General features: G+C 41.3%; 14 protein-coding genes. 10 read left to right on the forward strand and 4 right to left on the reverse strand.

From position 1 onward, the window contains the following. The first annotated feature begins 8 nt into the window (after positions 1-8). Together ACZYRN_RS15920 and ACZYRN_RS15925 are read left to right on the forward strand one after the other, a co-directional pair. Positions 9-440, forward strand: coding sequence for a hypothetical protein (locus ACZYRN_RS15920; RefSeq protein ID WP_488912716.1), 432 nt, complete (start codon positions 9-11; stop codon positions 438-440). Between the two features lie 168 nt (positions 441-608). Then, on the forward strand, positions 609-1,049 hold the full coding sequence (locus ACZYRN_RS15925; RefSeq protein WP_488912615.1) for an Rrf2 family transcriptional regulator: 441 nt from the start codon (positions 609-611) through the stop codon (positions 1,047-1,049). A gap of 243 nt (positions 1,050-1,292) precedes the next feature. Here the strand turns inward: ACZYRN_RS15925 and ACZYRN_RS15930 are convergent, their stop codons facing one another. Beyond that, entirely contained in the window at positions 1,293-1,715 is a 423-nt protein-coding gene (locus ACZYRN_RS15930) for a hypothetical protein (RefSeq protein WP_488912616.1), read from the reverse strand. Between the two features lie 143 nt (positions 1,716-1,858). Then, a complete protein-coding gene (locus ACZYRN_RS15935) occupies positions 1,859-3,067 on the reverse strand; it encodes a nitrate/nitrite transporter (protein WP_488912617.1) in 1,209 nt (402 codons plus the stop codon). A gap of 343 nt (positions 3,068-3,410) precedes the next feature. Here ACZYRN_RS15935 and nirB point away from each other — a divergent pair, with 343 nt between their 5' ends. The 3 genes from nirB (at position 3,411) to fdhD (ending at position 8,764) form a co-directional block, all read left to right on the forward strand. Beyond that, positions 3,411-5,696, forward strand: a complete 2,286-nt coding sequence (gene nirB / locus ACZYRN_RS15940) for a nitrite reductase large subunit NirB (protein WP_488912618.1) — start codon at positions 3,411-3,413, stop codon at positions 5,694-5,696. A gap of 5 nt (positions 5,697-5,701) precedes the next feature. Continuing rightward, complete coding sequence (nasC, locus tag ACZYRN_RS15945; RefSeq protein ID WP_488912619.1) at positions 5,702-7,783, forward strand: assimilatory nitrate reductase catalytic subunit NasC; 2,082 nt, start codon at positions 5,702-5,704, stop codon at positions 7,781-7,783. A 174-nt stretch (positions 7,784-7,957) separates the two neighbouring features. Continuing rightward, positions 7,958-8,764, forward strand: coding sequence for a formate dehydrogenase accessory sulfurtransferase FdhD (gene fdhD / locus ACZYRN_RS15950; protein WP_488912620.1), 807 nt, complete (start codon positions 7,958-7,960; stop codon positions 8,762-8,764). 134 nt (positions 8,765-8,898) lie between these two features. On the opposite strand, the gene ACZYRN_RS15955 is transcribed toward fdhD, so the two are convergent. Next, a complete protein-coding gene (locus ACZYRN_RS15955) occupies positions 8,899-9,477 on the reverse strand; it encodes a molybdenum cofactor guanylyltransferase (RefSeq protein WP_488912621.1) in 579 nt (192 codons plus the stop codon). Positions 9,478-9,519: 42 nt separating this feature from the next. Between ACZYRN_RS15955 and mobB the strand changes: the two genes are divergently transcribed. The 3 genes from mobB (at position 9,520) to ACZYRN_RS15970 (ending at position 10,992) form a co-directional block, all read left to right on the forward strand. Further along, complete coding sequence (gene mobB, locus ACZYRN_RS15960) at positions 9,520-10,005, forward strand: molybdopterin-guanine dinucleotide biosynthesis protein B (RefSeq protein WP_488912622.1); 486 nt, start codon at positions 9,520-9,522, stop codon at positions 10,003-10,005. A 76-nt stretch (positions 10,006-10,081) separates the two neighbouring features. Continuing rightward, a complete protein-coding gene (locus ACZYRN_RS15965) occupies positions 10,082-10,579 on the forward strand; it encodes a COG4315 family predicted lipoprotein (RefSeq protein ID WP_488912623.1) in 498 nt (165 codons plus the stop codon). Positions 10,580-10,722: 143 nt separating this feature from the next. Then, positions 10,723-10,992, forward strand: coding sequence for a hypothetical protein (locus tag ACZYRN_RS15970; protein WP_488912624.1), 270 nt, complete (start codon positions 10,723-10,725; stop codon positions 10,990-10,992). Between the two features lie 156 nt (positions 10,993-11,148). Here ACZYRN_RS15970 and ACZYRN_RS15975 read toward each other — a convergent pair whose 3' ends face one another. Further along, positions 11,149-12,018: a LysR family transcriptional regulator gene (locus ACZYRN_RS15975; RefSeq protein ID WP_488912625.1), complete on the reverse strand. Its 870-nt coding sequence runs from the start codon at positions 12,016-12,018 to the stop codon at positions 11,149-11,151. A 115-nt stretch (positions 12,019-12,133) separates the two neighbouring features. Between ACZYRN_RS15975 and ACZYRN_RS15980 the strand changes: the two genes are divergently transcribed. After that, a complete protein-coding gene (locus tag ACZYRN_RS15980; RefSeq protein ID WP_488912717.1) occupies positions 12,134-13,354 on the forward strand; it encodes a trans-sulfuration enzyme family protein in 1,221 nt (406 codons plus the stop codon). After that, complete coding sequence (locus tag ACZYRN_RS15985) at positions 13,339-14,103, forward strand: L-2-amino-thiazoline-4-carboxylic acid hydrolase (protein WP_488912626.1); 765 nt, start codon at positions 13,339-13,341, stop codon at positions 14,101-14,103. Before ACZYRN_RS15980 ends, ACZYRN_RS15985 begins: the two co-directional genes overlap by 16 nt. Position 14,104 lies beyond the last annotated feature (1 nt).

Raw genomic sequence — 14,104 nt, forward strand, 5'->3', positions numbered from 1 at the left:
TGAATACGATTTATCAAGTCATATTATATTTGCACATTTTTAGTGCAGTCTTATCTATTGGCCCGTTCTTTGTGCTTGTGCCAATAATTCCAAAAATGCGTGCAGCGGATCAAAGAGGGCTGCTTGCGTATTTGTCTTTATTCAAATCAACCGTCCGTCTCGTGAAACATGCTGGTCATGTACTCGTGACGACGGGTGTTTTGCTTATCTGGAAAAGTGCGTGGACGTGGTCAACATCGTGGATCGTTGCAACGATTGCAGTTATGGTAAGCTCGGTGTTTTTCTTAGCACGCGCGTTTTCTCCAGTTATTTGCAAGTTTCACGCACAGAAAATAAGTCAAGATAAGTTAATAAGTAAGCTGCATCGTTCTGTTTGGATATATATTGCCTTACTTATGATTATGTTATGGTTTATGGTCGCAAAACCAGTTCTTTGGTAGGGCTTTATATAAGGAGTAGTTAAAATGAACAAGTTTTATATGAGGTTCTTTATTAATAAAAAAATGTTGAAAAGGTGAATTATAAATTATATCAAGATACTACAAGTGGGACGATTTTTAAATAAAGCTATTATAGACCCTAGTAGTCTTTAATAAAGAGGTGCTCAAATGAAATATTCAAATGCGACAAATTATGCGCTGCATACAATGGTTTGTTTAGCCGTTGTGCCAACGGGAAAAACGATTGGTGTTCGTCCTTTGGCAGAAGCACAGCGTGTTTCACCGACTTATTTATCAAAAATTTTGACAAAGCTTGTTAAAGCAGGATTTGTTGAATCGACACCAGGTGTCAATGGCGGCTATCGTTTGTTGAAAAGCGCAAAAAACATTTCATTTTTTGATGTAATTCAAGCCGTTGAAGGTTCTGCATCGTTATTTACATGCCATTTAGACAATGACTTTCATTTGAACAATGCCTGTTTAATACAGAAAGTGATGGAAAAAGCGGAGAAGAAGATGAATAACTATTTACAGAAGCAAAATATTTCAGACTTAATAAAAAAGATGGAGCCAAATATTCTTGAAGTGATGCAAACAGAGGCTCATTAATTTTTTAATTAAAGATAATAAAGATCTTTAATATACATATAATAAGCAATGAAAATAAATAATGGTATGATGACTGTTTTTTTAGTATTAAAGAGGATACTTATTTTAAAAGGAAAAGAAAACTCTTTTTTTATTTTAAAATATTAATTTGGTGAAAGAGGAATGGAAAAGCCTATATTTCCATTTGAAATATAGGCTTTCGTTGAAAAAGAAGAGAGCAATGTGCCACGGTTTTCTACTTTATTAATGGCAGCGGTGACAGCCGCCGCGTGGTGGATTCGTATAACTAGGCTCCATGCCGCGTGGTGGATTCGTATAACTAGGCTCCATGCCGCGTGGTGGATTCGTATAACTAGGCTGCATGCCGCGTGGTGGATTCGTATAACCAGGCTGCATGCCGCGTGGTGGATTCGTATAACCAGGCTCCATGCCGCGTGATGGACTGATATTACCAGGGCCTCTGCCGCATGATGGATTCATATAACCAGGATCTACGACTTCATTTCGTGTCATAGGTTGATAAATATGACGCGGGACATTAACAATATGTTGGCGATTGACATTTATGATCGGGTGAATAACTGGGACCTCGCGAGTTGTGTAATAATCGCGTACTACACATTGTGGTGGACAAACGATAGGTCGAACATGACGATGACGATTCATTCTACATTCACCTCCAAGACGTTTAGATACTTGTATTAGATGCAAGTCGTGTCCTTCCCGCAACGGACAAATATCATGGTCGTAAAAAAATAGCAAAAAAAGAGCTGACTCAAATCTTGAATTTTTCAAGTAAGTTCGCTCTTTTAATCTTGTATTACCGAGTTTTCTTTCATTGCCCATGATTTGCGCCATGAAACTTGTGCAATGGCCAATAGAATGAGTGCGGCAATACCGATAATCGCATAGACAGTAAAGCCTGCCGCGTATGTGCCGGTTACTTGTTTTAATGTGCCAAGAATGTTTGGGATGAAAAACCCGCCAACTCCACCTGCTGCACCAACAGCCCCGGTGATAACACCGATTTCTTTCTGAAAACGCCGTGGTACTAACTGGAATACGGCGCCATTCCCCATCCCAAGACACATCATACCAAAAAACAACAAAGCTGTTACGATTGTGAGAGATGGAAGTAAACTGACACCAAACATACTTAGAGCAACCCCGGTAAACAAAAAGCTGAGCAGCCTAGCGCCGCCAATTTTATCTGCGATCATTCCGCCAACGGGACGGAAGCAACTTCCGGCGATAACGCATAATGTGACAAAGTCTCCTGCTCTTACACTGGACAGTGCGTATTGATCAACGAAGAAAATACTTAAGAAGCTTGTCAGGCCGACAAAGCCGCCGAATGTGACACTGTACAGCAAACAGAAATACCATGTGTCTTTCATTTTAAGGATGTTAAGATAATTGATCAATGGCTGCGCAGGTGGTTGAGATGGTGCATCCCTTGCAATGAGAACGTACGTGATAAAGACGAGGCTGAGCGGGATAAGGGCAACTCCCAACACGCCATGCCAGCCGACATGTTCCGCAAGACGCGGCCCAAACAATGTCGCAAAAACCGTTCCGCTATTCCCTGCACCGGCAATTCCCATCGCAAGACCTTGCAGATGTGGGGGATACCAGCGGCTGGCCATTGGCAGGGCAACAGAGAAACTGGCACCGGCAACGCCAAGTAATATACCGATGAAATAAAGCTCTGTCATTGTATTTCCAAATAACCAACCCCAGAAAAGAGGAATCATCGTGACAATCATTCCGCCAATAGCTGTTTTGCGCGGACCGACCCGATCTGTTAATACACCGAGTATTAATCGAAAGAAAGAGCCGGCGAGGATAGGGATAGCGACGAGTAATCCCTTCTCAGCTGGAGATAGTCCGAAGTCTTGTGTAATGTACACACCGAGTGCCCCTAGCAATACCCAGATCATGAAGCTAATATCAAAGTATAAAAATGAAGCGAGTAAGGAAGGCGTATGGCCGCTTTTTTTGAATTCTGATAATTTCATCTGTCTCTCTCCCTCTTTAAAAGTAATGGTTCCGTAACATAAGTATACGATTGTAAAAAGTTAATCGCTATTATGATGTAAGAAAATCTAACACTGTTTTTCGGAAAATAGTGAAAATGAAATTGACTTTCTTCTTTTTATTCCATATTGTGTTAAATAAGATGACATATAAAAATAAAGAGGGGAATGGACAATATGATAATCTTTTCTTTTTTCTTGAGCCTTTTCACGAAAGGTAATGCAGACAAAACAGCTGCAAACAATATGGCAGAGTCATTTACAGGAAATGAAGCGTACTGGAACCCTACTTTAAAAGCTAAATAAAAAAGGAGGGGCCCTCTATATGAATAAACGAAAAATAGTCGTGATTGGAAACGGCATGGCTGGCGTGCGATGCGTCGAAGAAATAGTAAAGATTAATTCATCCTCTTTCCATATAACGATTTTCGGAAAAGAACCTCATCCGAATTATAATCGGATTTTACTGTCCAAAGTACTGCAAGGAGATACATCTGTTGAAAGCATTACATTGAATGATTGGAACTGGTATGAAGAAAATAACATTACGCTTTTTACAGATGAGTCAGTTGTAAATTTGGATACGGAGCAAAAAAGGGTCATAACGGCAAAACGAACAGTAGAGTATGACGAATTAATTTTGGCGACAGGATCGCTTCCATTTACGCTTCCGCTTCCAGGCGCAAAAAAAGAAGGCGTGACTGCTTTTCGTAATATTAATGATTGCGAAAAAATGATCGAATTATCTAAAAAACATAAAAAGGCTATTGTAATTGGCGGTGGGCTTCTTGGACTTGAAGCAGCAAGAGGACTGCTGAATCTTGGCATGAAAGTTGATGTCGTTCATATTGGGGACTACATTATGAACCGTCAGTTGGATCAGACAGCTGCTAATATGTTACAAAAGGCGCTTGAGAAACAAGGAATGAACTTTCTTCTTCAAAAGCACTCAGCCGAAATTACCGGGCATAAACGGGTGAAAGGACTGAGTTTTAAAGATGGAAGCCACCGCGAAGCCGATTTAATTGTGATGGCAGTCGGTGTCCGTCCGAATATAGAACTCGTTTCGGGAACCGCAATTAAAACGAACCGCGCAATTGTCGTTGACGATTATATGAAGACCAATGTGCCGAATGTATATGCTGTCGGTGAATGTGCGGAACATCGCGGTCTTGTGTACGGACTAGTCGCGCCCCTATATGAACAAGGAAAAATATTGGCGGCCCATTTATGCGGAATGGAAACAAGGGGTTACCAGGGGACTATTTTATCGACAAAGTTAAAGGTATCGGGTGTTAATGTTTTTTCAGCCGGCGAATTCATGGAGTGTGATAACACACAGTCGCTAAATTGGTATGATGGCATTCGTAATACGTATAAAAAAATTGTCGTGCGTGATAACAAAATCGTCGGGGCCGTTTTATTTGGTGACATTCAAGAAGGCACAAAATTATTTGACATGATTCAAAAGAAAACAGATTATGCCGTTCTTGAAAAAGAAATGAAAAGCGGGGAGGGCTCCTCGGAAAACGGCGATGTGCGAATTGCATCGATGGCCAATCAGGATATGGTCTGTGCATGCAATGGTGTGTCAAAAGGATCGATCGTCAATGCTATATGTGAACTGGGTTTACAAAGTGTCGATGAAATTAAAGAATGCACGAAAGCGTCTAGCTCGTGTGGAGGCTGCCAGCCGATTGTGACAGGCATTCTTAATTATGTACAGCAAAATGGTGTAGGAGAAGAAAAAGAGAAAGAAGCAATTTGCGCCTGTACGGATGCGGATCATAGCAGCTTACTAAAAGTCATTCAGCTGTATCCGGGGGATTCACAGTCACAAGTCATGAATCGGCTTGGTTGGAATAATAAAGATGGATGTGTAATATGTCGCCCGGCTCTTCAGTATTATATGGGCGTTCACAGCCAGTCCCTAACAGAAGGTGCTATAGAAGAGCGTCAGACAGACGGGGCATACGTTATAGCACCGCGTATGTATGGTGGGGTGACGGGAGCAGATCAACTGAGAAAAATTGCTAATGTCGTTGAGAAATACGCGATTCCTCTTGTAAAACTTGCGGCCGGTCCAAGAATGGAGTTATACACCATGAAGAAAGAAGATGCGGTTGCGATTCGGGCAGAATTGAATGCAGCCCGCCCGCTTTACGGAAAAGAAATTCATGCAGTAGGTACGTGCGCTGGTATTCAATATGCAGAAGAGGCTATACAAGATTCTGTTCAGGTAGGCATGTCGCTTGAACGAGAACTGGAAACCATTACGGTACCGGCAAGTGTGACAATTGGCGTATCCGCAAGTCCCCTTGATGAAGCACATTCGCTTAAGGGAGATATCGGATTAATTGGTGCACCGGGCGGCTGGGAATTGTATGTGAGTGGTGAACGGTTTTACGCAACAATGACAGACGAGGAAGTGATCTTAATGACGGCAGCATTGCTGGAATATTACCGGGAAACTGCATTTTACTTGGAACCATTATCTATATGGATCGAGAGAATGAGCATTGTCTTCATTCGTGAAGAAGTATTGAAGCGGAAAATAGAAAGAAGAATAAAAAAATTTCAACAGGCGGATGCCATGTTACAAGGCGGGTGAAAAGAATGGAAACAGTCATGGAGACGCAATGTCCATTTTGCAGCGTACAATGCAAAATGCAGGTCATTGAAAAAAAAGAATCTGGTCTGAAAACGTATAAGGTGCTGCCAAAGAAAAATGCGGCATCAGAAGGACGTCTTTGTATAAAAGGAATGAATGCTTATCAGCACGCATTGAGCGGCGAGCGAATCACAACACCGCTTATAAAAAAAGATGGTGTATTTATGCCGGCTGCATGGGAAGAGGCGTATGCTCTTATTGTGTCCAAGTTCTTCCATACTCAACAGGAGTTTGGTCGCGATGCCATAGGTGTATACGGCGGCGGCTCGTTGACGAATGAAACTTCTTATTTGCTCGGCAAGTTTGCTCGTGTTGCCTTGCAGACGAAATACATTGATTATAATGGCCGGTTTTGCATGTCGGCAGCGGCAACAGCCGGCAATAAAGCATTTGGCATTGATCGCGGTTTGACTAATCCATTGCCAGAAGTCAGAAAGTCAGACTGTCTTATTTTAGCCGGTACAAATATTGCCGAGTGTCAACCGACATTAATGCCGTATTTTACAGATGCAAAAAAAAACGGGGCCTATATCATCGTCATCGATCCGCGCAATACGTTGACAGCCGAACTGGCAGACATTCATTTAAAAGTGAAGCCAGGCATGGATGCAGCACTTGCGAATGGATTGCTTAAAGTTATCATTGACGGCGGCTATGCGGATGAACTTTTTCTGGAAAAACGGACAAATGGATTTGAAAAAGTAAAAGCCCATATCGATACATTAGATCTTGCTGAGATAGCTTCTATTACAGGTGTTTCGGCAGAGGATATTAAAGAAGCGGGCATACGGTTTGGTAAAGCAGCTTCAGGCATGATTTTGACAGCAAGAGGAGTTGAGCAGCAAACAGATGGGTACATGGCGGTCCGCAATTTTATTAATATTTTGCTGGTCACAGGAAAAATCGGCAAAACCGGCAGCGGGTATGGAGCAGTGACCGGACAGGCGAATGGCCAGGGTGGACGGGAGCACGGTCAAAAAGCAGATCAGCTCCCCGGCTATCGCTCAATTGAAAACCCAGAAGACCGTGCATATATAGCTAGTGTGTGGGGAGTCAAACCGAATGATCTGCCAGGCAAAGGTGTTTCCGCTTATGAGATGATGGAAAAAGTACATGAACAGGAAATACGCACACTGTTTTTAATGGGATCGAACCCGATTGTCTCCAACCCAAATGCGCAGTTCGTTGAAGAGGGAATGCGCAAGCTTGATTTTCTTGTCGTCGCAGATATGCTGATGTCTGAAACGGCGCAAATGGCGGATGTTATTTTGCCAACGTCTTCTTACTTGGAAAATGAGGGCACATTGACAAATTTAGAAGGCCGTGTCTTGCTGCGGGAAGCGGCGCGTGCAGTACCAGGCTTGGTAAAACAAGACTGGGAAGTGCTCAGTGGTATTGCAGAGTTGCTCGGGAAAGGATCCTATTTTACTTATTCTAGCGCGGAACATATTTTTGAGGAGCTTCGAGTAGCGAGCAAGGGTGGGCGAGCTGACTATTCTGGCATTACGTACGACCGGCTGAGAAAAGAAGAAGGTGTCTATTGGCCCTGCTCATCGATCGACCATCCGGGTGAAAAACGATTATTCGAAACATCATTTGCTCATTCGGACGGAAAAGCAGTGCTTGTTCCAGTAGATAATCATTTCCCGAAAGAGCAGACAAGCGAAGAGTTCTCACTTTATTTAACAACGGGGCGTGTACTAAGTCATTATTTAACAGGTGTGCAGACACGCATAAGTCCCACTCTAGAGGCTCGTCAGTTTGAATCATTTATTGAGATTCATCCGAAAACAGCGCGAAAGATGAATATACGTGATGAGGCGCTTGTCAAAGTAAAATCTAGGCGCGGTGAGATTGTCGTTCGCAGTAAACTGACCACATCGATTCGGGAAGATACCGTTTTTGTTCCGATGCATTGGAGCGGCATTCAAAATGTTAATAAACTAACGAATGAAGAACTTGATCCAATATGTAAAATGCCAGGATTTAAAGTATGTGCAGTTTCTGTGGAGCCATTGTTGACATGAAAAAGAAGTTTATACAATCCGTTTTTTTCAATATGTAAGCAGTTTGTAAACGACGGTATAAATCCCTTCTAGTAGACAGATAAAAGAAAGATCTTTATCGTTTTCTAAGAAGGGTTTTTTTATGGACGCAATAATTGTATAGAACAAAAGAAATCAATGCAGAGAGGAGGATTTATGTTGAGTCGCGTGGAAATAAAGCGGGATATACTGCACTTTTCAAATGGAAAAGTGACAAGGCAAGAAGACACGATTGTGACGGAGTTTCCAGTGACGATTAAAATAAATGGACAAGAATTCGTGACCATGGTTTGCACGCCGGAATACGTTGAAGACATGGCGATTGGGTACTTGGCATCTGAGGGAATTATCCGAAGATATGAAGATATTAAAGAGATATGGGTACAGAAGGATAAAGGGTTTGTGCATGTGAAAACAGATAAGCCGAATCCATACTATGAAAAATTTCAAAATAAACGGTATATTACGTCATGCTGCGGGGGAAGCCGTCAAGGGTTTGTGTTTGTGAATGACGCGTTGACAGCGAAAAAAATGAACGGTATTCGTGTAAAAGTTTCGCCAGAAGATTGCTTTCGCCTGATGAAGGATATGCAGGAATCAGCGGTTATGTTTCAGCAGACAGGAGGCGTTCATAATGCGGCATTATGCGATAAAGATGGATTACTTTTATCTAGAATGGATATTGGAAGGCATAACGCTCTCGATAAAATTTACGGATACTGTTTAAAGAATGACATATCTATGACAAATAAAATACTTGTGTTCAGCGGCAGAGTTTCTTCGGAAATTTTGTTGAAAGTGGCGAAGATCGGCTGTGAAATCGTCTTATCAAAATCGGCCCCGACTGAACTCGCGCTTACCTTGGCGGAAGAGCTTGGCATGACAACGGTTGGCTTTATTCGGAATCACTCGTTCAATGTTTACACAGGCGAGGAAAGAATTATGGTGGAAAGCGATTCATAACGAACCGCCGATGCAATAGCAGCTTTAAGAAATCGGCTCTGTTAGGGAACACAAATTAAGATATCAGACGAAATGAGCCAAAAATCGTTTTTATGATCAACAATATTGTTTGAAACGACTAAAAAGTAAAACAATTATACTTTCTTGAAGTTCTCGAAATCTGAAGGGCTATTAATATTAATAAAAGAAGGTTCTTCTTTGTTAAAAGCGATTGTTTTGTACAGTACCTTATTCAATAGTGCGGCCATACTTTGCTCGTTTTGTTTCAGAAGATGATCAGCGGGTTCTAGGCAATCCCGATGATAGAGCGCTAAAAGCGGGTGGAACTTTTCTTGTTGAACAGGTACAACCGCTTTATAATCACTGTTTTTTGTAAAAGCAATCATTTGCTTGACAAAATCACTTGTCACAAATGGTATATCTGACGACAAAACAAAAAACCAATCCGGATCGGGAAAACGTTTCATTACATGATGAAGCGCAAAAAGAGGACCTTGATGGTATTTTTTTTCTATTGACAATGTGATATGGGCAGCATCAAAATGCGGAGCCAGCATGTCATTCGTGGAAATAATAATAGGTGCCAAATTGTTTTCTTTTAGCGCATCGATGCTGTATTGATAAAATGGTTTTCTGTTGTACAGTTCAAACATTTTTGGCTTGCCATAGCGGGAAGATCGTCCGCCGGCGAGCACAATACCTGCTATAGCCATCGTATCACACTCCTTATTTCATTATAACGCTGGGGGCTTTAGATGAAAAATGTATTACAAGTTGTTGGCTATCAAAACAGCGGCAAAACGACATTAATGACAAAACTTATTGCCCGTGCTGCTGAAAATGGCTTGCGTGTTGCATCCATTAAACATCATGGCCATGGTGGCTCACCTGATATGAAAGACAGTACGCGCCATCAGCAGGCTGGTGCAATGATCGCCGGTGTCGAAGGGAACGGATTGCTGCAGCTAAATATTCAACGTGACAGCTGGCCGCTTGATGATATTCTTGCCGTGTACAATACGTTTCCGGTCGATTTAATTTTAGTGGAAGGATTTAAAAAAGAATGGTATCCGAAAGTGGTGCTGATCCGTGCGGAAGAGGACTTGCCGCTTCTTGAGCTTGAAGCCATTCAGTGCATCATTAGCAGAGTTCCATTACACGACTTGCGTTATCCTGTTTTTCGCTTTCAAGAAGAAGAACAGTATCTTTCGTTTATTATCAAACGATTACTAAAGCCATGAAAAAATGTTTTATGTGAAGCATTGTATAAACCTCTTTCCTTGTGGATATTATAATCTAAAAAGGGGGACGGTATTTTTGCGAAAAAAATTAGCATATGTTTTGTTATTTCTGTTGCTTGGAGGGTGTCAGCCAGATGAAACGCCAGAAAACATGTCAGCGCCAATGAATGAACCGGAGGAAGCGGCTCAAAATCCGGCTACCCCATTAAAGGTCATGAAAAAAGAAGAGACGGGTCAGTATTTGGCTGATTCAGCAGGAATGACATTGTATTATTATATGAACGATAAGAAGGATGCGTCAGCATGCAAAAATCATTGTCTTGAGGAATGGCCGCCTTTTTATATTGGATCAAGTAAAATCCCGGAAGGCTTCAGTGAATCCGATTTCGGTGTGATTACCCGTCCTGACACAGGTGAAAAGCAAACGACGTATAAAGGCTATCCGCTTTATTATTTCTCTCGTGATCAAATGGCCGGACAGACAAATGGTTATAGTGCAGATGATAAATGGTACACAGTCAACAATTCGATTGACAAATCAGTGATTGACAAAACAGCGATCAATCAAAAATGAAAGACCGGCATGATCGGTCTTTTATTTTTTGTTCATTATTCAAATGATGGATTAAAGACACTAAATTCATAACAATGAATTTAGTTTTTTTGTGTTAAAACGGGTATAGGTAACATAAGAATGAAAAAAGCGGAGGGATGGATATGGGATGGAAATATTGGAAGGTGGTTTTACGGTATGGCCATGTAGGAAAGAGAAATGAAGTAAGCGTGGCTCGCTACCTTGTCACACAATCATTTTATACACCGGTTCTTGTTATGGATCAGGCAGCAAATATGCCAGGTGTAAAACATAATGGAGTGACATCTATAAAAGAAATAACACGTAATGAATTTATTGCGGGCAAGCGGCTCGAGCAAGAAAATTTTTATTTGCAGAAAATGAAAGCGCTTCATGATGAAAAACCGGCTTGATATAGAGAAAGATTCAGACTTGTTACATGAGAAATACCGATACGTATCACAAAGTAAAACACATATTAGGGAGAGTTTACTGCCCTTCAACTAAAATAAAGCTGGAATGAAAAAGACGATTTCAAAACAAATTTTTTGAAATCGTCTTTTTCGTGTTTACAGCAAAAGCCATTCTTCCAGTACTTTTATCCACTTTTTTGATGCAGGAGACATGTTTTTAAAAGAAGGGGCAGCAACACCAATAGTACGGTGAAAATCCCCATTCAATTCAATCGCTTTCACATTTTGAGGAAGCCGATATAAAATCATTTCTGGAAGAATGCTGATCCCAATTTGATTTTGAACCATTGAGATAATGGCTTGATCTTCGGATGTTTCATAAAGAACATTAGGCTTTATCTTATGAGCCGTAAGAATTCTTCTTACATCGTTATCAATACTTGATTTTGGCATAATAAATGGCTCGTTTTTTAGTTGATGAAGTGAAAGAGATGTCGATTTGTAAAAAGGGTGCGTATTTGGCACAAGACAGAGCAGCTTGTCTTTTTTAAGCGGAATTACATCAAATGATTTGGCAGCGGGTAACGATAAAAAGCCAAAATCAATCGTTCTATCTGAAAGCCATTGACTGATTTCATCATAGTCCCCTTCAAATAATTTAATTTTGATAAGTGGAAATTGTTCACTAAAGCGCTTAATAACTTGCGGAATCCATTGAATGGAAACGCTCGGGAAGGTACCAATGCGGATTACTCCTTTTTCAATACCGTGAATAGTGGCTGCTTCTTGCACCATTTGTTCATTCCATTTCAATATTTCCCGCACATACAGCAGCATCCGCCCGCCATTTTCAGTCAAGGATACACCTGTCCGGCTTCTAGTCAGCAACGTAAAGCCAAAATCAGCTTCCAATCCGGCAATGGCATGACTGACAGCGGATTGAGTTAAATCAAGTGATTCTGCAGCTTTTGAAAGGCTTCCTAAATCAACAACAGCTCGAAAAACTTCAAATTTTGCAATGGTCATAAAATCTTCCTCCACGTATTAGTTTTATTCAATTATCCTATTATAAATATTCATTTGATTTATATAAAGAATACATTTTATAATAAAGATAATCAAGGAAACGGAAGGAGGATACATCGTGAATAAGCATTGGGGAATGGATACAGCATTGATCCACCGGCAAGGCGGGCAAAAACAAGAGGGTGCGGTTGTACAGGCAATTGTTCCGGCAGTGGCCTATTCGTTTGCGGACTGTCAGACTGCAATGGATGTTGTTTCGGGGAAACAGGAAGGTATTTATTATGGCAGATACGGAAATGAAACGTTATCTGCTCTTGAAGAAAAAATGGCCATTTTAGAAAACGGAGAAGCGGCGCTTGGTGTCAGTTCAGGTATGGCGGCCATTTCCACTGCATTGCTTGCTTTTTTAAAATGCGGTGATCATGTGATTGTGACGAAAGATGTATATGGCGGTACACATAAATTTTTAACAAGTTTGGCGTCTCGTTTTGGGATTACATTCAGTTATGCGGATTGCACCAATCCAGTTAATATTATAGGCGCGATAAGAGACAATACGAAAGCAGTGTACATCGAAACACCGTCTAATCCACTGCTAACCGTGCTGGACATTGAAGCCATTGCCAAAATAACAAAGCGGTACAGACTGCCGCTGATCGTTGATAGTACATTTATGTCTCCTTATTTACAAACACCGCTCGATTTAGGTGCAGATGTTGTCGTTCACAGTGCAACAAAATATTTAAATGGTCACGGTGATGTGCTTGCTGGTTTCATTGTGGGCCGAACGGAGCATATTCAATTTATGCGGCAAACGATTATGGGCGATCTCGGCCAAGTATTAAACGCATGGGATGCCTTTTTAATTTTACGAGGATTAAAAACACTAGGTCTTCGCATGGAGCGTCATTGCAGCAACGCATATCAAATTGCTGAATATTTATCGGTACATCCCCTTGTTGAGGCTGTTTATTACCCGGGTCTTGATTGTCACCCTCAGTACGAATTGGCACAAAAACAAATGCAGGCAATGGGCGGTATTGTTTCATTTGAATTAAAGGGCGGACTAAAAACAGCAAAAGGGTTTATGGATGCACTAAAGCTTGCGATGATTTCATTTAGTCTTGGTGATCCGGAAACGCTCGTGCAGCACCCTGCGACGATGACCCATTTTTCAATGACTGAGAAAGATCGGGCTGCCGCGGGAATTACAGATGGGCTCATTCGCCTGTCAGCGGGTCTCGAAAGCACGAATGACATTTTGTTTGATTTAGAGCAAGCGCTAAAAGCAGTTAATCAAAAAGAGAAAGAGGGATTGCTATGGAAAACAGTGTAGAAAAAGGAACAGACAGTCTTAATCCGATTTCAATGTACACGATTACCGCAAAGTTATTTGCACACGTTTTGACGTCAGTGACAGAGCGTTTTGGCGATGAAGGAAAGGTTTTAATGGAAACAGGGGTAAAGCATGTAGCGGATGAACAAATTCTTACGTTAAAGAAACAGATGAGTAACCAGGAAGAAGAAGTCAGTGAAGACGTGCTTTTTCATTTTGATCAACTGCTGGATGATAAAAAGGTGGAAGAAGTATTTCATGCATATGAAAAAGCACAAAAAGAAGTGGGGCAAAAAGCGCATTCAATGTACGCGATGATGGCCAAACTATTTGCACATGTGGCAAAGTGTATAGTGGACAAGTATGGTGAAGAGGGACAGGAAGCGATGAGGAAAGGTGTCGCGACATTTGGTGAAGAGCGCGGACGCGACATTGCCCGTCGTGCAGCGGCTGTAGGCAAGCCGAATACAATGGATAATTATTTATCAAATTACGACATGGGACGAAGTGACCTGTTTGAATATGAGACCCTTTTTCATCCAACCGAAATTGAACAAACGTTTACGAAATGTGCCTTCGGGGATCAATGGAAGAAAGATGGTATGGGCGAATATGGAATTTTGTATTGCCAAATGATTGATCCGTCCATTGCAAAAGGATATAATCCGAATTTTGAAGTTGTGCATGATCAATACGTGCTGAAAGAAGGAACATGTCACTTCCGTTTTCAAATGAAAGAAGACGAGTGAA

The sequence above is a fragment of the Domibacillus sp. F004 genome (assembly GCF_057814295.1).